Genomic DNA, 21,223 nt, shown 5'->3' on the forward strand with positions numbered 1-21,223 from the left:
ACACGCAGTTCAATCAACCCTTATCCTAAAATCCAAATCCTTTTGAATAACCCTCCAAACAACCCGAACTGTCAGATCAACTCCTAACTATTACAGTTTACTTGTTTATTCGCCTGTTGGTTTATTGGTAAGGCCGTGTTCTGTGCGCCCTAGCCTATCGTACCGAAATAACATACACACGTAGGTCAACGGACGCGGAAACTGATGCATGAGGACCGATGATCCGCGTTAATCGTATCAAATCCGTAGCATCCGCGTTCCTTCTCTCGTGTCGTGCGTCAGCAATAAATCTGAGATCACACATCCGACATCCGAGATTCTTTGTGCCGGTAGCCGGAATCACTTACTTTACTGCTTCATTCGTGTAACCAAGCCGGTATCCCGGTTGTCTAATACGTAAATCATTCCCGCCATGAAACCGCTACTTGCCCTGTGCTTCGTTTTGCTACTGACCACCTCCTGCCGCTTCGGGGGCGGACGCCGCATCAAAGGCAACGGTGAGCTCGTGACCCGCGAGCGCAGTGTCGGTAACTTCAACGCCGTAGAGGTGAGCGGCCCCATCGAGGTGCTGCTGACGCAAGGCGCCGCCGGGCCGGTGCGGATCGCTACCGACGGCAACCTGCAGGAATACATCGAGCTGCAGGTGAGCGCTAACCGCCTCTACGTCAAGACCCGCGACGGGGTCAACCTGCGCCCGCGCGCAGGCCTCAAGGTATATGTGACCGCTCCTGCGCTGGAAGCCCTGCGGATCTCCGGCTCCGGCAAGTTTACCTCTTCCGCCCGCCTGTCCTCGCCCCGCCTCGAGGTGGACGTCGACGGCTCCGGCGACGTGGTGCTCGACGTGGATACACCCGACATGAGCACCGACATCAACGGCTCGGGCTCCATCCGCCTGCAGGGCACCACGCGCCTCCTGCGTTCCGAGATCCACGGCTCCGGCGACCTCTATGCCTACAACCTCCTCAGCGAGCGCACCCGCGTCAACATCTCCGGCTCCGGCAATGCACAGGTACACGCCAGCAAGCGCCTCGACATCGACATCAACGGCTCCGGTGACGTGTCGTACAAGGGCGGCGGAGAGGTCAATCAATCCATCCATGGCTCGGGCAATATCCGGAAAGCGGATTGATCCTTCGACATCCTTCGACAAGCTCAGGATGACAAAAAAGCGCTGTCACCCTGAGCCCGTCGAAGGGCGGGGACCGGCAATAGAAGCTCCAGCCGGAAGTCACACGAACCGGCAGACCCATACAGAAAAAGCCGCAAGGACCAGGTCGTTGCGGCTTTTTATTTTATGAAGTCGTTTATCGATCGCCTTGCATGAAAAGGATGTCATTGAGTGGGTTTACCGATTCCCGATTGCCGGTTGCCGTCGCCGAAACCACTTCCTGCTCGAGTAGGCGGCCGGTAGCTGAATCGAAGGTCTTGCGTACTTCCTTGTCGCCGGGATGATCCACCACGGTGTACCTGCCTGCCAGGTAATCGCGGTAATAGATGAGGCGGCCTTCCTTATCGTAGCGATACTGGTAGAAGTAGGGGCGCGGCTCGCCGGTATAGCCCATCTGCTTCAGGCGCAGCGGGGTAAGGGCGATCTGCTTCTCGAGCAGGCCGCCGCCGCGCTCGTAGCGCAGGCGCAGCACCATCATCGTGTCGTTGCCCGTGGCCGTCGGCTCGATGGCATAGCGGGTCACGATGGAATCGATCTCTTCTTCTTCAGGAATATAGAATTGAGCCGCAGGAGGCACGATGGCGGGTCCGCCGGCAAGCTGCACGTCGGCCGGCTGGGCGGCGGCGCCAAGCGTGAAAAAGGTGGCAAAAAGGCCAATAAGAAGGTGGTTCATACGCACAAGGGTCATTGCTTCCCTTATCATCAGACAAAGCGCCGGCCGGAATCCGATCTGGGTTTTAATAATGGCCGATACCGAGGTCCGAAAGCCCGTTTCAGGCGAAAACGCATGCCTCTTCTTTGAATTCCTTTAACAAAAGCGCTTGCGAACGTGCACGTTAGATATGTAGAAAACAGAAATGTGTGGCGGTGGCTGAGGTCCATTTTCTCCAAAACCAACCCCCAAAACCTTCAAAACCTTTCAAAACCTACCTCACCCTCCGTACCTGGATCACGATCGTACGGCTGCGCCCCTTATCGTCGGTGCAGGCGATCCTGACCGGCCCTTCACCCTCGGGCACGAAGAACTGCTTTTCTCCGGGTGCGGTGCTCCGGTAGAAGCGGTCGTTGACGTACCAGTGCAGGCGGGCTACGTCGGCGGCAGCGCGGGCGCTCAGCTGCAGCGGCTCCGGGTTGCGGTCTTCGAGGAAGTACTCCGTCCCATTTTGCGGCGCCGTGATCAGCGGACCGTCGCCACGCTGCAGGGTTTCGCACTCGGAGTGGTGCGGTGGCACCCGCTCATAGGGCTGGTTGCGCGCCGCGTAGAATTCCTGCATCTCGGGTGGCAGCACCCGGAAGAGCTTTCGCTGGTAGCCGGTTTCGGGCAGGCATCCGCCGCAGTATGACACCGATCCGTCTGCCGACAAGGCTACCTCCTTCAGGTGCGAGCAGGCAACGGTGCTGCTGATAAGCGGCAGGAAGGCGTCCATCACCGTAGCACTACAGTGAGGGCCCGGCGGCAGCCCGCTCTCGGGGCACACGAGGCGCTGCGCGGCGTCGGGCGGCGGCGTGAACCATTCGCCGTCGCTGTCGTAGTCGATGCTGTTGAAGAGGCGGAAGAGCAGGGGCGTGGCCGTATTGGCGCCACTGAGCTCGGGCACGCCGGTGCCGGAGAAGTTGCCCACCCACACACCGATCGTGTAGCGCTTGTTGTAGCCGATGCTCCAGGCGTCGCGGCGTCCATACGAGGTACCTGTTTTCCAGGCGATCTTCGGAAGGTTCTCGGTGGCCGACCAGTTGAGCGGGAAATCGGGGCGGCCCAGCTGCGCGAGGATATCGGTGACCATAAAGGCCGCGCCTGGCGAAAGCAGCTGCTCCGTCTTGCCCTTCGGTGCGTCGGGCGTGTACCGCAGCGGCGCCCAGGTGCCGCCGTTGGCAAGTGCGCAATAAAGCCCCGTAAGCTCTTCGAGGGTAGCGCCGCAGCCGCCGAGCACCAGCGAGAGCCCAAGCTTGTTGCGGTCTTTCTGCACCTGCTTCAGCCCGCCGGATGCGAGAGCGGCGATCATCTTTTCGGTGCCCAGCTGCTGCAGGCCTTTCACCGCGGGGATGTTGAGCGAGTTGGCGAGCGCGTATTCCACCGTTACGTAGCCATTGAATTGCTGGTCGTAGTTCTCCGGCCGGTAGCCGCTGTAGTTCACCGGCACGTCGGTGAGCACCGTGTGCGGCGTCATGAGTCCCTCATCGAAGCAAAGCCCGAAAAGCAGGGGCTTCAGCGTGCTGCCCGGCTGCCGGATAGCGGCCGCGCCGTTCACCTGCCCGCCGTCGGCCGTATCCGTGAACGACCCGGAGCCGACATAAGCAAGTACCTCGCGCGTGCCGTTGTCGACCACGATCACCGCGGCATTGCGGATGTCCTGGAAGCGCAGGGCGCGTACGTAGTCTTCGGTGAGCTTGGTAGCCTTGGCCTGAAGGTTGGGCTGCAGTGTACTCCGCACCTGAAGGCTTTCGGCGCCCCGCTTCAGTTTCAGGGAAAGGTGCGGCGCGAGGCGCGGTACGGTGTTGCGGCGTACCGTGAGCGGCTCGGCCAGGGCATCGCTGATCTCCTTTTGCGTAAACACCTGTTCGGCGGCGAAGCGTTGCAGCCAGTGGTTGCGCTCCGCTACGATGGCCGCGTTGTGGCGTCCCGGAACAAGCGTTGAGGGGCGGTTGGGGATGATGGAGAGCGCTGTGATCTCGGCAAGCGACAGGTGATCGGGTGCCTTTTGAAAATACAGCAGCGCAGCCGCCTTTACGCCCTCGATGTTGCCGCCGTAGGGCACCACATTGACGTATAGCTGCAGGATCTCGTCCTTGCTGTATTTCCATTCGAGCTGCAGCGCGCGGAAGCTCTCGATGATCTTCGAACCGAAATGCCGCGGGCGCCGCTCGAGGGCGCGGGCCACCTGCATGGTGATGGTGGAAGCACCGGAGGTACGCCGCCCTTTCGTAAGGTTGTTGGCCGCCGCGCGGAGCACGGCGAATACGTTCACGCCGGGGTGACTGTAGAAATACTTGTCCTCTTTGGCGATGAGCGTGCGGCGCAGCAGCGGCGAGATCTCGGAGAGCTCGGTGCGCATGCGCCACTTCTGGTCGGGCGTCAGGTACGCGTGCAGCACGCCACCGTTGCGGTCACGAATCACCGTGGTATAATCGATGCGGTCGCGCAGTGGAAAACACCAGTTCAGCAGTAGAAAAAGCAGGAACGCAGCAGCGGAGAGGATTACCAATCTTTTAACAACGGCCTTGAAAAAAGACACGGTAACTTTCTGTCGTAATCTTCTATATGGACTCATCGAGTCATCCTCCGTAGCTACTTTTTATTCCTCCTAAATTCCGGAATTCCGCTGCGATTCAGCCAGCCTCCCGGCAATTTAACATTTCCCCATTCCGCTCAACAAACACATCCAACCAACAACGCCTCCCGTATGCGTAACCGCCTCCTTGTGTCCGCCCTTTTCGTGGCGACACTGCTTCTTGCGGCCTGTCAGCGCCGTACCGTTACCTTAAGTAGCACCAATGCCAGCGGCGAAGTGCCGCGCCTCGGCAACCTCACCTTTCGCTTTAGTAAATCACTTGTTTCCGACTCGCTGCTGCAGCAGTGGGATTCGACCGAGTATATCCGCTTCGAGCCGCGCATCCCCGGCCGCTTCCGCTGGGAGGCGCCCGACGAGCTCGTGTTTTCCCCGCGCGACCCGCTGGCGCCGGCCACTACCTATACCGCAACGCTGCGCCCGGACCTGCTCGCGCACAGCCGCTTCAACGACATCAAGGGCGGCGAGCCGATCCACTTTCACACTGCCGGCCTCAGCCTTTCCGACGCCCAGATGACCTGGGTGCTGCAGGAAGATGGCGGCCGCCAGGCCGTGCCCCAGCTCGCGCTCGAATTCAACTACCCCGTGGCGCCGGCCGCCCTGAAGGAGCACCTCCAGGTAAGCGTTGACGGTAAGCCGACTCCTTATGAACTGCTTACCGTGTCGCCGGCCAACAGTATGCTGCTGCGGCTTGCAGGCTTTAAGGGCGAGGACCGCGCCTACCCGCTCAAGGTGCAGGTGGGAGCGGGGCTGCTCCCCGAAGGCGGGCGCAACATGACCACGGAGCCGCTCGCCGCGGAACTCACGATGTCGTCGCCCTACCTGCTTTCCGTGACCGGCGTTTCCTCGGAGCACGACGGCACCGAGGGGATCGTGCGCGTCAACACCAGCCAGCAGCTGCAGGGCGAGAACGTGACACAGTACATGCGCTTCGATCCTGCCGTGCGGTATACGGTGGAGTATACCGACTACGGCGTGGCCCTGCGCAGTGAGCAGTTCAGCCCGGAGATGACCTATGAGCTCCAGATCGACAAGGGCCTGCGCGGCCGCATCGGGGGCGTGCTCAAGGAGCCCACCAGCAGCCCGGTGGCCTTCGGCGAGCTCGAGTCGGAGATCCGCTTCACGAGCAGCAAGGCACTCTTTCTTTCCAAGAAGGGTAGTGGCAATATCGAGGTGCTCATCACCAACACGCCGCGCGTCAAGCTCGTCATCTCCAAGATCTATGAGAGCAACCTGCTGCTGGTGCAGCGCAACGGCTATTCGCCGCGGGTGCCGGAAGAAGGGGCGGCCCGCCATGCTTCCTATTCGGATGAGGAAGACGAGGACGATGAGTACCGGTATGAGGACAACGAGGTGCTGGGCGGCGACGTGATCTTCACCAAGGATATCGACACCCGCAGCCTCCCCAAATCCGGCCATGGCCGCCTCCTCAACCTGAAGCAGTTCCAGGACCGCCTGCCCGACCTGCGCGGCGTCTATCATGTAGAACTACGGTCGACGGAAGACTACTGGATCCGCGACAGCCGGCTGATCTCCTCCTCCGACATCGGGCTCATCGCCCGCCAGGGCGGCGGCAAGCTCTTCGTGTTTGCCAACTCGATAAAAAACGCAACGGCGATGGGCGGCGTAGCCGTGCAGGTCTACGGCAGCAACAACCAGCTGATCGGCTCCGGGGCCACCAACGAGTCCGGGGTAGCGGAAGTGAAGCTGCAGCAGCGGGCCTATGCGGGCTTTCGCCCGGCGATGATCATCGCCAAGACCAATGACGACCTCACCTACCTGCCGTTCAGCGGTACGAAGGTGAAGACCTCGCGCTTCGACGTGGGCGGCAAGCACCTCAATCCCGCGGGCGTGGACGCGTTCGTTTATGCCGAGCGCGACATCTACCGCCCCGGCGAGACCGTACACTTTGCCGTGCTGCTCCGCGACCAGAACTGGAAAAGCCCCGGCGAGCTGCCGCTGAAGCTGAAGTTACTGCTGCCCAACGGCAAGGAATTTCGCAGCCTGCTCAAAAGCCTCAATGAAGGCGGCGCTACCGAGGCGGCCATCGACCTCCCCGTTTCGGCCATCACCGGCTCCTATGTGCTGGAGGTGTACAGCTCCAACGACGTGCTGCTCGCCACGAAGAACTTCATGATCGAGGAGTTCGTGCCCGACCGCATCAAGGTGACGGCAAAGCTCGATAAGCTGGCTTACAAGCCCGGTGAAGAGGCGCGCCTCAGCGTGAGCGCGGTCAATTTCTTCGGGCCGCCGGCGGCTGGCCGCAACTGGGAGCTCGAGGTGCAGGTGAAGCAGAAGGCGTTTACGGCTAAAGGTTTCGGTGAATACGACTTTTCGCTTTCGCGACAGGCCTCCGTTACGGATAAGGAGGTGAAGGAAGGTACCACCGATGCCACGGGCGGCGCGCAGGAAAGCTACGCGGTACCGGAGCTGTACCAGAACAACGGCCTCCTGCAAGCCAGCTTCTTCGCCACCGTCTTCGACGAGACCGGGCGCCCCGTGAGCCGCAGAGCTACGGCCGATATCCATACACAGGACGTATTTCACGGCATCCGCCGCGACGGCTATTCCTATTACCCGCTCAACCAGGGCGTCACCTTCCAGCTCGTGTCGCTCAACCCGCAGGGCGCGCCGGTAACGGCCCGCGCGCGGGTGCAGGTGATCCGCCACGAGTACCGCACGGTGCTGGCCCGCAACGGCGGCTACTTCCGCTACGAGTCGCAGGAGGTGACGCGCACCATCGTAGACGAGGAGCGCACGGTCGGCAACGGGTCCTCGGTGCTGTTTGTGCCGCGGGCTCCGGGCTATTACGAGCTGCGGGTCTACCGGCCGGGCGCCAGTGCCTATGTGCAAAAAGACTTTTACAGCTACGGCGCCTGGGGCTCGGGCGGCAATGCCTTCGACGTGGACAAGGAAGGCAACGTGTCGATCGAGCCCGACAAGGAGCGCTATAAGGCAGGAGAGAAGGCGCGCATCCTCTTCAAGACGCCCTTCTCCGGCCGCCTGCTCGTAACCACCGAGCGGGAGGGCGTACTCTCCTGGCAATACGTGGACGTGCCGCAGCGCAGCGCTTCCATCGAGCTGCCCCTCGGCGGGGCACATGTGCCCAACGTATATGTCACGGCCACCCTCATCAAGCCGCACAGCATGACCGATATCCCGCTTACCGTGGCCCATGGGTTCAAGAGCATTTCCGTGGAGGAGCCGGCGCGCAACATCGCCGTCGCGATCGAGGCGCAGAAGGCTTCGCGCTCGAACCGGCGCCAGAGCGTGCGCGTAAAGGCGGCGCCCAACTCCTGGGTGACGCTGGCCGCCGTCGACAACGGCGTGCTGCAGATCACCGACTTCCAGACTCCGGACCCGTATAAATACTATTACCAGAAGCGCGCGCTCGACGTGTTCTCCTACGATATGTACCCGCTGCTCTTCCCGGAGCTATCGGTGCGGGGCAGCAGCACGGGCGGCGACGGCAACTCGGATATGAACAAGCGCGTGAACCCGATGCCGGCGAAGCGCGTGAAGATCCTCTCGTACTGGAGCGGCCTGCGTAAGACCGACGGCAGCGGCTATGCCGACTTCTCCTTCGAGGTGCCGCCCTTCAGCGGGCAGGTGCGCCTCATGGCGGTGGCTTCGCGCGACGAGCGCTTCGGCTCGGCCGAGGCCACGATGCAGGTGGCGGATCCCGTGGTGATCTCGTCGGCGCTCCCGCGCTTCCTGAGCCCCGGCGATACTACCATCGTACCGGTAACGCTAAGCAACACCACGGCCCGTGCCGCCACCGGCCAGGTGACGCTGCAGGTGAGCGGCCCCCTCCGCATCGAAGGCACTGCCGCACAGTCGGTGACGCTGCCGGCCAACAACGAGTCCCGCGCGCCCTTCCGTATCGTGGCCACCTCCGCGCTGGGTGTGGGCACGGTGACCGTGACCGTGCAATCGATGGGAGAGACCTTTACGCAAAGCACGGAACTTTCGGTGCGCCCGCCTTCCACACTCCAGCAGCGCAGCGGCAGCGGCGCCATTACGGGCGGCAACAGCCAGCGCATTGCATTGCCCACGGCCGACTTCCTGCCGGGCAGCACCTACCGCCTCTTCGTGAGCCGCTCACCGGTGGTGGAGCTCTCGGAGCACCTGCGCTACCTGGTGCAGTATCCCTATGGCTGCACGGAGCAGACGATCTCGGCCGCCTTCCCGCAACTGTATTATGGCGATATCGCCGCGCTCGTGAACGACAAGGGAACAGGTAAGGCCAACGCACATGCCAACGTGCAGGAGGCAGTCCGCAAGATCCGGATGCGCCAGCTCTATAACGGCGCCCTCACGCTCTGGGATGGCGAGGGCACCGAAGACTGGTGGGCCACCACCTACGCCGCGCACTTCCTCATCGAGGCGCGCAAGGCCGGCTTCGAGATCGACAACAGCCTCCTGGAAACCATCCTGAGCTACCTCGGTACCAAGCTGCGCAACCGGGAAACCATCCCGTATTATTACAACCGCGACCAGAGCCGGCGCATCGCGCCCAAGGAGGTGCCGTACAGCCTGTTTGTGCTGGCACTCGCCAACCGCCCGCAGGTGCCCACCATGAACTACTACAAGGCCAACCCGCAGTTCTTGGCGCTCGACGGCCGCTACCTGCTTTCCGCCGCCTATGCGCTTGCCGGCGATCGCCGCAGCTTCGGGGGCTTCCTGCCCGGTGCGTTTGCGGGAGAAGTGTCCGTGCCGCAGTCGGGCGGATCGTTCTACAGCGAGGCGCGCGACGAGGCCATCGCCCTCAATGCGCTCATCGACGTAGACCCGGGCCATGCGCAGGTGCCGGTGATGGCCCGTCACGTGGCTGCCCGCCTCAAGACGCAGCACTACCTCAACACGCAGGAGCGGGTGTTCTCCTTCCTCGCGCTCGGTAAGCTCGCCCGGCGCAATGCGGGCAGCACCGCATCGGCCGAGATCCGCTCTGGCGGCAAGCTGCTGGCACAGGTGCGCGAAGGCGCCTGGAAAGGAACGGGGACGCAGCTGGGCAGCGGGCCCATCGATATTACGGTGAGCGGCAGCGGCACGATGTATTACACGTGGGTGGCCGAGGGGATCAGTCGCAGCGGCGCTTACAAGGAGGAAGACAGCTACGTGCGCGTGCGCCGCAGCTACTACAACCGCTTCGGGCAGCCGCTTTCCGGCACTACGTTCCGGCAGAACGAGCTCGTGATCGTGGGCATCACGCTCGAGCGGGCCTACAGCAATACCATCGACAACCTGGTGCTCACCGACATCCTGCCGGCCGGCTTCGAGATCGAGAACCCGCGCACGAAGGAGCTGCCGGGTATGGACTGGATCAAGGACGCGGGAACGCCCACGGCCATCGATGTGCGCGACGACCGCATCCACCTGTTCGTAGATGCCCGGGAGGACCGCAAGACCTATTATTATGCAGTGCGTGCCGTGTCGCCCGGCCAGTATAAGCGGGGCCCGGTCAGCGCCGATGCACTCTACCGCGGCGAGATCCACTCGTATCATGGTGCGGGAGTGGTGCGGGTTGTTCAATAGTTGCTTTTCCTAATTCAAAAGTCAAAATTCAAAAGCGCTCAACGTGCACCTGGTTGTAGACGTTCGGAATGCTTCCATCCGGAGATTTTTGACTTTTGAATTTTGACTTGAAAGAAGCCGGCAAGGAGAAGCGAGTCCCAATCAAATCCTATCTTTAGCGGGGTGGCCACGGTCATCCCGCTTTTCTTTTTATGGAGCCCCGCATTGCGATATTGTGTAACCCTGGTCCTGAGAACGTAAAGGCCCTCCGCGTGACGGACGAGGCCAGCCTGCTCTTGAAGAAAGAGGGCATTCGCTTTCAGACCTTTATTTTCGCCTGGCCCGACAGCCTGGAAGGCTTCACCGCTGTGTGGGTCGTCGGCGGCGACGGCACGCTGCACCACTTCATCAACCGCTACCCGTCCGTAGAAATACCGGTAGGCACCCTGGCCGGAGGCTCCGGCAATGACTTTCACTGGATGCTCTATGGCGAAAGCACGGTTTCCCAGCAGGTAGCGCGCCTGCTCGCTGGCAATACGCGCCGTGTAGACGCGGGGCGGTGCAACGACCGGATCTTCCTTAACGGCGTGGGCATCGGCTTCGACGGCGCCATCGTCAAAGACCTGGTAGGCAAGCGAAAGCTCGCCGGCAAGGCATCTTACCTTCTTTCCGTGCTGAAGCATATCCTGAGCTTTTCCGAGATGCCGGTGCGCCTTGATGCCGACGGTGTTCTGGTAGAGCAGGACTGCCTCTTGCTGTCCATCGCCAACGGGCAGCGATATGGCGGCGGCTTCCAGGTGGCGCCGAAGGCTTCGCTCGACGACGGGCTGCTGGATCTCAACATCGTGGGGCGCATTGCCGCCCTGCAGCGGATGCGTTACCTGCCGGTGATCGAGCGGGGCGAGCACCTCGAGCTCCCGTTCGTGCAGTACCTCCAGGGCCGCCGCGTGCTGGTGGAAAGCCCGCGGGAGCTGCCTGCCCACCTCGACGGCGAGTATTATTCGAACAGCCGCTTCGAGATCGAGGTGCTGCCGGGGAAGTTCCTGTTTTCTGTGTAGTTGCCTTCCTGCAATTCAAAAGTCAAAATTCAAAAGTCAAAAGGCTTCCCATGGAGACCTTCTCCGGGCGTGCTGGCCACTAACCGGGTGAAGATTTTTTGAATTTTTACATTTGAATTTTGACTTAATAGTACTGGCTCCGCCGCCGGACCGCCTCGGCGCGCTCGCGCATGAGGGCTACGTCTTCGCGCCGGGTGAAGAGGTGGACGAGCACGAGGCCGGCAATGAAGCCGCCGATATGCGCGGCGTAGGCAATGCCGCTGCCCTCACGGGCGCCGAGCGCACCCACCCCGTTGATGACCTGGAACACGAACCAGAGTCCCACCACCAGGAAGGCCGGTATGGGCCAGAACCCGAGGATGAACCAGACGCGTACGCGCCGGGTCGGGAAGAGGAGCATATAGCCTGCCAGCACGGCGGAGATCGCGCCCGAGGCGCCCAGTGCGGGGATGTAGGGGTTCCCGTTGAAGAAGACCGTGCTGGCTACGTGCGCAAGCGCCGCCAGCACGCCGGTAAGGAGGTAGAACAGCAGGTAGCGGAGGTGGCCCATCGCGTTCTCCAGGTTATCGCCGAAGACCATCAGGTAGAGCATGTTGCCGAAAATGTGAGCGATGCCGCCGTGCATGAACATGGAGGAGAGCAGGGTGAGGTACACCGGGTGCGGAGAAGCCTGTAGCGGCACCTGGATGGGCTGCTGCGTGATGGGGTCGAGGGTTGTGGCACCGGAGGGGATGATGATGTCGCGGCCGGTCAGGATCTCGGCGGGCACGGTGGCATAGCCGAGGGTAAAGGCCGTGTTGCTCCCGAGCTGTTGCAGCCAGACGAATACGATTACGTTCAGCGCGATGAGCGCGTAGTTGATATAGGGAGTCCGGATGCGGTCGCTGTTATCGTCGCCGATGGGAAGCATGGGAGGGAAGTTTGGGCAGGATGATACAGAAGTTGGGCCACGCGGGGGATCTCAGATCTGTGATCTCAGATTTCAGATCTGAGATTTGTGGTTGTCTGTTTCCTGGGTTCCTGTTCCTTCCCGGGCGGGTTTCAGAAAGGCGATAGAAGGAAAAGAAGGTTTTTTTTACCGCTAAGAAAAGAAGAGGCTAAGGTTTTCGCTAAGGAGGGTTGTCTCTTTGTCTATTCGTCGATTTGTAATGGGTCGTTTCTGTGCGGCATACGTTATCGTACCGGAAGATCGTACCGGTGGAAGGTTGCGTACGTGTCGGCGGGGGAGACGAAGTCGCAGCATCCGCGCTCATCGTATCAAATCCGTACCCCCGAAGCTTTGGGGCTGCGTTTCTCCTCTCTTGTTTGCTCAACAGTAAACAACTGCCAAACATAGCGTCAGGGCCAATTTCGACGGTTCCCTGTTCCTTATTCCCTGTTCTATTGTTCCCTGTTGCTCCTCCACACGAAAAAGCCCGGTCGCAGGGACCGGGCTCGGAGTATCGGGTGATACGAACGTTTAGTAGCTGTCTTTGAAACCGCCGCCACCGCCGTAGCCGCCGCCACCGCGGTTGCCACCGCCATAGCCGCCACCGCCACGGTTGCCGCCGCCGCCGCCGTAACCGCCACCGCCACCGCCACGGTTGCCACCGCCGCCATAGCCGCCACCGCCGCCGAAGCTTTTCTTCTTGAAGCCGCCGCCGCCGTCACCGCCTTCTTTCGGACGGGATTCGTTAACCACCAGGTTACGGCCGTCAACTTCGGAGCCGTTCAACTGCGCGATGGCCGCCTGGGCCTCCGAGTCGTTGGGCATTTCTACGAAGCCGAAGCCTTTGCTGCGGTTGGTCATCTTGTCCTGGATGATCTTGGCCGACGAAACTTCACCGAAAGGGGCGAACAGATCGCTCAGGTCCTGGTCTTTCAGGTTCCAACTGAGGTTTCCTACGTAAATGTTCATGATCGAGAGTTTAAAAAATAAAAATGTACTAGCAGCCCTCCGTCTGAACCTGTTGATTTACGTTCAAGAAACCCGGAACTGAAAGAACATGTGATCGTAACGAAAATAAGCTTTTTTCCTTCAAAAATCAAGGAGCAAAAAAAATCCCGCCGAAGCGGGACTTTTTCTCGTGCGAGTGTTGTCAATTGCGCGTCAAGTTCTTACTGCTTCACCACTTTGAGGCTTTCCACGTTTCCATTGCCATCATCCACACGGAGTATGTAGAGGCCCGGAGTGAGGCCGGCGAGACCCACATTGGTCTGGATGCTGCCGGGGGCGGGGAGCTGCTGGCGTACCACGCGGCCGTCGGCCGTGCTCAGCACCAGGGCGCCGTTGGCCATCTTCTCGTGCTGCACCGTCAGCTGGTCGCGGGCCGGCAGGGGGAAGGCCTTCAGCATGACCGACGACTTGCCACCGGAAAGCTTCACCACCGAGCTGTACTTGAATTTGCCGTCCACGTCCACGTTCTTCACGCGGTAGTATACGGTGCCTTCGGCGCCGGCGTCGCTATAGTTGTAAGCGGGTTTCTTGGAGGCGGGCACATAGCCTACGCGGTTGAAGCGGACACCGTCGGTGCTCTTCTCGATCTCGTAGCCGAGCACATCCACTTCGTCGGCCACATCCCACTGCACCCGGGTGCCGGCGCCTTCCTTGCGGGCGGTGATGCCCATGAACGTTACCGGGAGGATGATGGCGCCGTCTTCGCCACCGAGGGAGAAGTCATCGAGTTCCCAGTTGCAGGGAGTCGTGTTGCGGTAGGAGATCTCCACGCGGAACTTCTGGCCCTGGTACAGGTCGCCGTCGTTCATGCGGATGCAGAGGCGGCCTTCCTCGTTCGGGAAATTCGTCCATACGGGACCGGTAGCCGTGGTGGCCACGATGTCGTAGCCGCCGATGCAGGTGCACTGCACGTTGATGATGCGGATGCGGTACTGGGCACCGGCGCACACCTTGTATTTGAAGCCGATGTCGATGCCGCCCGAGGGCTGCTGGTTGATGTACACGGGGGAGATCAGGGAGCCGCTGCGGGTACCGAGGCCCGAGGTTTCCTGCCAATTGCCGGCGAGGGAATCCCAGTTGAACTCGGTGTAGTCGGACTCGGTGAAGATGCTCGGGGAGCGGAAGCCGCCGAAGGTGGCGTCGAAGTCTTCGATGACCTGGCACTGGTTGCTCGGGGCTACGGTGGTGCGGTATTGAGCAGAGGCCGTAGAGGCGGTGGCGAGGCACAGGGCTACAAGGAGCCCCTGAAGGGTAAAGGTTTTTTTCATGAGGTTAGCGTTATGTCGTTAAAAAAATCGGTTACAGGTTACTCCCTGGGAGGGTTTTCAGAGGGGACTGGACGGGTTGGATAGGGGTGTTTTTCGTGATGCGCTGTGTGCCGCATCTGTATTGGAATTTTCCAATCCCGTGCCGATTTTTTAACGTTTACCCTTACTGTGGACCAATTCCACGCTTACGAATGCCAGTTTCTACAATATGTACCCCAAAACGGGCAGGAGGTGGCAATGCACCGGGCCCGAAGGGGCCAAAACGAAAAAAGTCCACACCGGGAGGTGTGGACTTTTTCAAGCGATACTGTGGTGCTTATTCAGCAACCACTTCAAAAGCGACTTCAGAGTGGTGACCGTTGCCGAAGTCGATGGCGGCCTTGTAGCTGCCGAGCTCCTTCACCTCGTCGGTGATGGAGATCTTCTTGCGGTCGATGTCGTAGCCTTTCTGGTCGCGGATGGCGCGGGCGATCTGCAGGGACGTTACCGAACCGAAGATCTTGCCCGAGGTGCCGGTCTTGGCGCCTACCTGTACGGGGCCTTCCTGGAGCTTGGCGATCACGCTCTGGATCTGGGCGAGCATGGCGTCTTCCTTCTTCTTGGCCACCTTCAGGCGCTCTTCGAGCTGCTTGCGGTTGGAGGGGCTGGCCTCCACGGCAAAGCCCTGGGGTATGAGGAAGTTACGGGCGTAGCCATTGCGCACCTTCACGAGCTCGTTCTTGCCACCGAGGTTGTCTACGTCTTGAATGAGAATGATGTCCATTGTTGTGTTGTTTTTTCCCAGTGAATTTCAATATGCGGCTTCACTGTTCCCCTCCCTTCGGGAGGGGTTAGGGGTGGGCCGGGTGGGGTCACTTCATCAGGTCCGTGACGTAGGGCAGCAGTGCCATCTGGCGGGCCTTCTTGATGGCTTCGCTCACGAGGCGCTGGTACTTCAGGGAGTTGCCGGTGATACGGCGGGGGAGCATCTTGCCCTGGTCGTTCAGGAACTTCTTCAGGAACTCGATGTCTTTGTAATCGATGTAGCGGATACCATACTTTTTGAAGCGGCAGAACTTCTTCGGGCGCTTCTCCTGCTTAATGGCGGTCAGGTATTTAATCTCATTTTGGCGTGCCATGATTAAGCCTCCTGTACGTTTTCGGTTCCGGTAGGTACGCCACTTCTCTTGCGGTTGTTGTACTCGACGGCGTATTTGTCGAGTTTCGTGTACATGTGACGGAGGACGCTCTCGTCACGCAGAAGCTGAGTCTTCAGCTTCTCATTGAAGTCGGATGGCGCAGTGAATTCCATCACCCAGTAGAGACCGGTGGTCTTCTTCTGGACGGGGTACGCCAGTGATTTCAGTCCCCAGGGGTTCTCGCCTACGATGGAGCCGCCGTTGTCGGTTACCAGGGCAGTATACTTGCGCTGGGCCGCCTTGAACTCCTCGTCGCTGAGTACCGGGGTAAAAATCACCATCAATTCGTAATTGTTCATTACTCGTGATTTGGTTGTTTAGATAAATTTCCCTTCGTTTCAGGCACAGGCCTGCCGATGGGCCCGCAAAGGTAAGGCTTCCCGGGCAAATAACACGCACCGGCGGCTGTTAAAAGCGGGGGAGGGGGCTCGGGGGGGCTGTTTCCTTTTACTCTTCCCGGCGCAAGCGCCTGGACGCCTTTAAGGTGCTGCACGGGTTTACCAGCCATAATATTCCCGGCGCAAGCGCCTGGCTTTTTTAAAGAAGTACGCGGGTTTCACTCGGAGGCGCCAAGACGCGGGGCACGCAAAGGGTCGAGTCCTGCCTGCGGCAGGACGATTTCACACGGCGGCCCTGCGGCACGGCGCGTTTATACTGGTGCATGGGATGACCTCCCGTTCGGGAATGCCCGGCCTTGTTTCCGGAAAAAACGCGATGGGGAGCGCCGCGCCGCCGTGTGAGGCCCCGCCCTGCGGGGTACACTTCGCGAATACCGATCCGCGTCTTTGCGCCTTGGCGCCTCCGCGTGAAACCCCGGTGCCGCTTTAGAGTAGCCGCTTGCGGCGGTCCCCCAAACAGGAAGGAAGGCTGAAGCAGGAAACCTCCAAAGAAAAAGCCTCCGCAAGGAGGCTTTCTATTTTAAGGTGTCCGCTCTTGTCACCCTGAGCTTGTCGAAGGGTGTCGAAGGGTGTCGAAGGGTTACCGCGAAGGCTTCATTCTGAGGTAGTTCCGCACGTCGGCATGAACGGCGCCGAGGAAGGTGTGCGGGCGGCCGGCACGGGCAAGGCGCGCCTCGATGGAGTCGATGGGCACTTTGTAGCTCTGCCAGGCCGTGGCCGAAGAGCCGGTAGGGTAGAGGCGGTTGTCGTTGGGCATGTCCACCGCCAGCACGCGGGCCGAGGTGTCGATGCGGTTCGCGTCGTCACCGCCCTTGGGCATGAAGACCACGATCTTGTACACGTTCTTCGGCACCGTTACGTTGCCGGAAGAGATCGCATTGGAAACCACCCCGTTCGTGCCTACGCCGCCCACGCCGTAGTTGCCCATATAGATATAGGCCTCGGTAGTGGTGCCGATCTGGCTGCGGATATAGGTTTCCATATTGGCCCACGGGCCCTGGTTGAACTGGGGCGCCTGCGGGATCATATTGGTCATCAGGAAGGTGCTCGAGTTGGCGGCAATGGAGGCGGTACGGTCTTCGGAAGGCACGTTGTGGCCCCGGTCGAAGGTGGTGCTCGAATAATCGGCGGGCCGCACGTCGTACCAGCTTGCCGGCAGGTTGGGGTTTTCGCGGAAGTCATCCTGGCGGTTCACCGGGCCCTGCTCTTCGCTCGACAGGTGCCAGGCGGCCCAAACAGGGATGCCGCGGGAGGCACTGTAGGCGATGGCGTAAGTGGGTTCCTCCATCAGGTAGTTCTCCGAGAACTGCGCGGAGCGGCGGGCGTCGGTGGGGTTGCCCAGCAGCAGCGGGTGGTTGTCGGCCAGCGCCACGGGCGCCGGTACCGGCTCGTCGGTGATGGTCTTTTTCTTATCGCAGGCCGTGATCGTCAGCAGCAGGACGGCGCCGGCCAGGGTCAGTTTGTTGTTCATTTTCGTAGCTAGTAGGAGGGCAAAGGTACCGGGATTTTCGCATCCGGCCACAGGCGCCAACGCCGGGCGGGCCCTTTTGCAGGTCGAAGCGTCCCTTTTTGACCGGCGGTCAGGGGCGTGTCCGCTTTTTCAGGAAGATCAGGTAGGTCGGGAAGTGGTCGCTATAGCCCCCGCGGTAGGCCATGCCGTCCCAGGTGCGCATCGGGTAGCCCTTGTAGCGCCCCATGTTCTCGGTGAGGAACTCGCGGTTGAAGATCTTCTGCTGGTAGAAGAAGAAGCCGTTCTGCTCGCGGGGCAGCCAGGCCTGGGACACCAGGATCTGGTCGAAGAGGCTCCAGGCGTCCTGGTAGGCGAGGGTGCCGATACCATTATTATATAAGGTGACCCAGGGGTTGTAGATGCCGCCCGCCTTAACGTCCTTCGGGTCGCCCTTGGCGCCGAGCACCTTGGTTACCGAAACGTTGGTGGGGTCGTCGTTGAGGTCGCCCATGATCACGAACTTGGCGGAGGGGTCCTTTTTCAGGATGGAGTCGGTGTGCACCTTGCAGGTGAAGGCGCCGGCGGCGCGGCCCGGGGCGCTGCGCTCCTCGCCACCTACGCGGCTCGGCCAGTGGTTCACGTACACATGCACGGTCTCGCCGTCCATCTTGCCCTGCACCCAGAGCACGTCGCGGGTGTACCGGCGGCCTTCCTTGGCGCCTGTGGGCAGGTTCACGAGCAGCGGCGCGGAGGCTTCGGGGGTAAAGTATTTGGGGTTATAAAGCAGGCCCACGTCCACGCCGCGGGCGTCTTTCGAGTCGTAGTGCACGATCTGGTAGCCACGCTTTTCGAGCAGCGGGTGTTTCACGAGGTCCTTCAGCACGGTGTCGTTCTCGATCTCGGCCACCCCGATCACGGCGGGCCCGTCGGGCGACACCTCGGTGCCGATCTGGGAGAGCACCTGGGCGAGCTTGCCGATCTTGTCGTAATACACTTTCGTGTTGTAGTTGCGCGCGCCGTTCGGGAGGAACTCCTCGTCGTCCACGATCGGGTTGTTGAGCGTATCGTAGAAATTTTCCAGGTTGTAGAAGGCGATCACGGCCACTTTATACTCCTGCTTCTGGGCGAAGGCATTAAAAAAAAGAATAATAAAGAGGGGAAGCAGGCAGGCTTTTTTCATAATTTGCGCACAATTTCAAAAAAGAAGGAGCAAAGGTACTGAATCAAGACGATCGCCCTCCGCAAAAGGCTGCCCGCGTATTATCTATTTGTTAGCCCGCCGGGAAACTGCCCGTGACTGCCGAAATCTAACCCCGCAACCGGAACCGAATCTGTAGCTTTGCACCCCTTACAATTAACTGTTTATGCCCCAATTGAGATTGCTGCCCCTTCTGCTTTGCGCCGGCATTTCTGCCCAGGCGCAGGAAAAAAGGCCGCTCGACAGCTCCCGCTTCGCCCGCGACACCACCATCGAGGACCTCAAGCAGGGCGTGCTCGACAACATCCCCGTGATCTCCCTCGATGAGAACGACATGGGCGATGGCGGTACCCAGAACATCTCCTCGATCCTGACGGCAGGCCGCGATCCCTTCTTCAATGCCGCCTCCTTCAACTTCAGCTCCGTCCGCTTCCGCCTCCGCGGCCTCGAGAACGATTACTTCTCGACGTATATGAACGGGGTGCCGATGGACAACCTCGATAACGGCTTCGCGCCCTACGGCCTCTGGGGCGGCCTCAACGACGTGATGCGCAACCGCGACGTCGAGTACGGCCTCCGCCCCAACACGTTTGCCTACGGCGACATCGGCTCCAACACCAACATCGACGTGCGGGCCTCGCGCCAGCGCGCCCAGACCTCGGTGAACTACGCCATCGCCAACCGCAACTACACCCACCGCGTGATGCTGACGCACGGCACCGGCCAGAACCGCCAGGGCTGGTCCTTCGCCGGCTCGCTCTCCGCCCGCTGGGCCGAGGAAGGCTATATCCCGGGATCCTACTATAAGAGCTTCTCCTACTTCGCGGCCGTCGACAAGCGCATCCGCCAGCGGCACCTGCTCTCGCTCGCCGTATTCGGCGCCCCCACCGAGAACGGCCGCCAGGGCTCCACTACCCAGGAAGCCATGGACCTCGCCGGCGATCCCTTCTACAACCCGAACTGGGGCTTCCAGAACGGCAAGAAGCGCAACGCCTCCGTGGGCACCACCAACCAGCCCGTGATCCTGTTCACGCACGACTTCCGCATCCGCAACAACGTGTCGCTGCTCACCGGCATCGGCTACTCGTTCGGCGACCGCAGCGTGACCGCCCTCGACTGGTACAACGCTCCCGACCCGCGCCCCGACTACTACCGCAACCTCCCGAGCTACCTCGACCGCTTCGCCTCGGTGATCGACCCCGAGCAGGCCCGCCGCGTGCGCGACGCCTGGATGAACGACGTGAACGTGCGCCAGATCAACTGGCAGAAGCTCTACGACGTGAACCGCGCCAACTTCCTCACCGTTACCGACGGCAAGGGCCAGCCCGTGAGCGGCCTCCGCTCGCGCTACGTGATCCAGGACCGCATCATCAACACGCAGCGCATCAACGTAAGCACCACGCTCAACGCGCGCCTGTCGGACCACGTCGACTTCACGTTCGGCGCTACCTACCAGAACCAGAAGAACCACTACTACCAGAAGCTCAACGACCTCCTCGGCGGCGACTTCTACATGGACCTGAACCAGTTTGCCGAGCGCCAGTTCAACGATGGCTCGTCGAACCAGAACGACCTCAACAACCCGAACCGGATCATCCGCAAGGGCGACCGCTACGGCTACGATTACAACATCAACCTGCAGCAGGCCACTACCTGGGCCCAGGGTGTGTTCAAGTTCTCGAAGTTCGACTTCTTCGCTTCGGCCCAGCTTTCCTCGACGACGTTCCAGCGCGTGGGCTACGTGCGCAGCGGCCTCTTCCCCAACGCCTCCTTCGGCAAGGGCAAGCACAACGAGTTCCTGAACTATGCCGTGAAAGGCGGCGCCACCTACAAGATCAACGGCCGCAACTACGTGTATGCGAACGCTTCGTTCCTGACGCGCGCGCCCTACTTCGACAACGTCTACATCTCTCCCCGCACGCGCCACACCCAGCAGGAGAACGTGCGCTCCGAGGAGGTCAAGAGCTTCGAAGGCGCTTACATCCACACGGCTCCCCGCCTCAAGGTGCGCATCGGTGGCTACTACACCCATATGGACAACCAGCTCGAGGTGATGTCGTACTACGACGACCTCGTGCAGAACTTCGTGAACATGGCCCTCAACGGCGTGAGCAAGGAGATGTTCGGTGGTGAGTTCGGCGTGGAGTACAACCTCGGTCAGGGCGTGAGCATCAACGCCGCCGCCGCCGTAGGCCGCTACTATTACGACTCCAACCCGCTGGCCGTGATCACCGCCGACAACACGTCGGAAGTGCTCGGCGCCCGCCAGACCTATATCAAGAACTTCCGCCTGCCCACGCCGCAGGAAGCCTACAGCCTCGGCGCCACCTACCGCTCGCCGCGCTACTGGTTCGTGAGCCTCACCGGCAACCATTTCCGCCAGTCGTACCTCACCATCAACCCGCTGCGCCGCACCTGGGACGCCGTGCAGAACGCGACGAGCGCTGCCGACTACAAGCGGATCTTCGACCAGACGCAGTTCGACAACCAGTTCACGCTCGACTTCTTCTTCGGCTACACGAAGCGCCTGCCCCGTTCCTATAATATCAAGGGCAAGCCCACTACCCTCGTGTTCAACGTCGGCCTGAGCAATATCACCAACAACCGCAGCATCCTCTCCGGCGGCTTCGAGCAGCTCCGCTTCGACGGCACTGCCGGCGTCGACAACAGCCTGCGCGTCGACAAGTTCCCGCCGCGCCTGTTCTATGCTTACGGCATTAACTACTTCGCCTCCTTCGGCGTCCGCTTCTAAACCACCCCATAACGAC

Annotated in this window: 14 protein-coding genes; 4 read left to right on the forward strand and 10 right to left on the reverse strand. The window is 60.9% G+C overall.

The features are described from left to right. The first annotated feature begins 412 nt into the window (after positions 1-412). Positions 413-1,129 carry a head GIN domain-containing protein gene (locus ABD937_RS06385; RefSeq protein WP_345254372.1) on the forward strand — a complete coding sequence of 239 codons (717 nt, stop codon included), beginning with the start codon at positions 413-415 and terminating at the stop codon, positions 1,127-1,129. 175 nt (positions 1,130-1,304) lie between these two features. On the opposite strand, the gene ABD937_RS06390 is transcribed toward ABD937_RS06385, so the two are convergent. Continuing rightward, positions 1,305-1,841, reverse strand: a complete 537-nt coding sequence (locus ABD937_RS06390) for a hypothetical protein (protein ID WP_345254375.1) — start codon at positions 1,839-1,841, stop codon at positions 1,305-1,307. Between the two features lie 253 nt (positions 1,842-2,094). After that, complete coding sequence (gene pbpC, locus ABD937_RS06395; protein WP_345254377.1) at positions 2,095-4,371, reverse strand: penicillin-binding protein 1C; 2,277 nt, start codon at positions 4,369-4,371, stop codon at positions 2,095-2,097. A 198-nt stretch (positions 4,372-4,569) separates the two neighbouring features. On the opposite strand from pbpC, the gene ABD937_RS06400 reads away from it, so the two are divergent. Continuing rightward, a complete protein-coding gene (locus ABD937_RS06400) occupies positions 4,570-9,990 on the forward strand; it encodes an alpha-2-macroglobulin family protein (RefSeq protein ID WP_345254379.1) in 5,421 nt (1,806 codons plus the stop codon). 191 nt (positions 9,991-10,181) lie between these two features. After that, the gene (locus tag ABD937_RS06405; protein ID WP_345254381.1) at positions 10,182-11,027 is read left to right on the forward strand and encodes a diacylglycerol/lipid kinase family protein; all 846 of its coding nucleotides are present in this window, start codon (positions 10,182-10,184) and stop codon (positions 11,025-11,027) included. A gap of 124 nt (positions 11,028-11,151) precedes the next feature. On the opposite strand, the gene ABD937_RS06410 is transcribed toward ABD937_RS06405, so the two are convergent. From ABD937_RS06410 to ABD937_RS06445, 8 genes are all read right to left on the reverse strand, one after another. Next, positions 11,152-11,937 carry a rhomboid family intramembrane serine protease gene (locus ABD937_RS06410; protein ID WP_345254383.1) on the reverse strand — a complete coding sequence of 262 codons (786 nt, stop codon included), beginning with the start codon at positions 11,935-11,937 and terminating at the stop codon, positions 11,152-11,154. Between the two features lie 549 nt (positions 11,938-12,486). Continuing rightward, positions 12,487-12,924 carry an RNA recognition motif domain-containing protein gene (locus ABD937_RS06415; RefSeq protein ID WP_345254385.1) on the reverse strand — a complete coding sequence of 146 codons (438 nt, stop codon included), beginning with the start codon at positions 12,922-12,924 and terminating at the stop codon, positions 12,487-12,489. Positions 12,925-13,124: 200 nt separating this feature from the next. Beyond that, positions 13,125-14,231: a T9SS type A sorting domain-containing protein gene (locus ABD937_RS06420; protein WP_345254387.1), complete on the reverse strand. Its 1,107-nt coding sequence runs from the start codon at positions 14,229-14,231 to the stop codon at positions 13,125-13,127. A gap of 316 nt (positions 14,232-14,547) precedes the next feature. Beyond that, positions 14,548-14,994, reverse strand: coding sequence for a 50S ribosomal protein L9 (gene rplI / locus ABD937_RS06425; protein WP_345254388.1), 447 nt, complete (start codon positions 14,992-14,994; stop codon positions 14,548-14,550). 88 nt (positions 14,995-15,082) lie between these two features. Beyond that, positions 15,083-15,349 carry a 30S ribosomal protein S18 gene (rpsR, locus tag ABD937_RS06430; protein ID WP_131852137.1) on the reverse strand — a complete coding sequence of 89 codons (267 nt, stop codon included), beginning with the start codon at positions 15,347-15,349 and terminating at the stop codon, positions 15,083-15,085. A gap of 2 nt (positions 15,350-15,351) precedes the next feature. Continuing rightward, on the reverse strand, positions 15,352-15,708 hold the full coding sequence (gene rpsF, locus ABD937_RS06435; protein WP_345254392.1) for a 30S ribosomal protein S6: 357 nt from the start codon (positions 15,706-15,708) through the stop codon (positions 15,352-15,354). A 679-nt stretch (positions 15,709-16,387) separates the two neighbouring features. After that, positions 16,388-17,278: a DNA/RNA non-specific endonuclease gene (locus ABD937_RS06440; RefSeq protein WP_345254393.1), complete on the reverse strand. Its 891-nt coding sequence runs from the start codon at positions 17,276-17,278 to the stop codon at positions 16,388-16,390. A gap of 109 nt (positions 17,279-17,387) precedes the next feature. Next, a complete protein-coding gene (locus ABD937_RS06445) occupies positions 17,388-18,437 on the reverse strand; it encodes an endonuclease/exonuclease/phosphatase family protein (protein ID WP_345254395.1) in 1,050 nt (349 codons plus the stop codon). 184 nt (positions 18,438-18,621) lie between these two features. Here ABD937_RS06445 and ABD937_RS06450 point away from each other — a divergent pair, with 184 nt between their 5' ends. After that, positions 18,622-21,207: a TonB-dependent receptor gene (locus ABD937_RS06450; RefSeq protein WP_345254397.1), complete on the forward strand. Its 2,586-nt coding sequence runs from the start codon at positions 18,622-18,624 to the stop codon at positions 21,205-21,207. Positions 21,208-21,223 lie beyond the last annotated feature (16 nt).

The sequence above is a fragment of the Flaviaestuariibacter amylovorans genome (assembly GCF_039541815.1).
GTDB classification, from domain to species: domain Bacteria; phylum Bacteroidota; class Bacteroidia; order Chitinophagales; family Chitinophagaceae; genus Flavisolibacter; species Flavisolibacter amylovorans.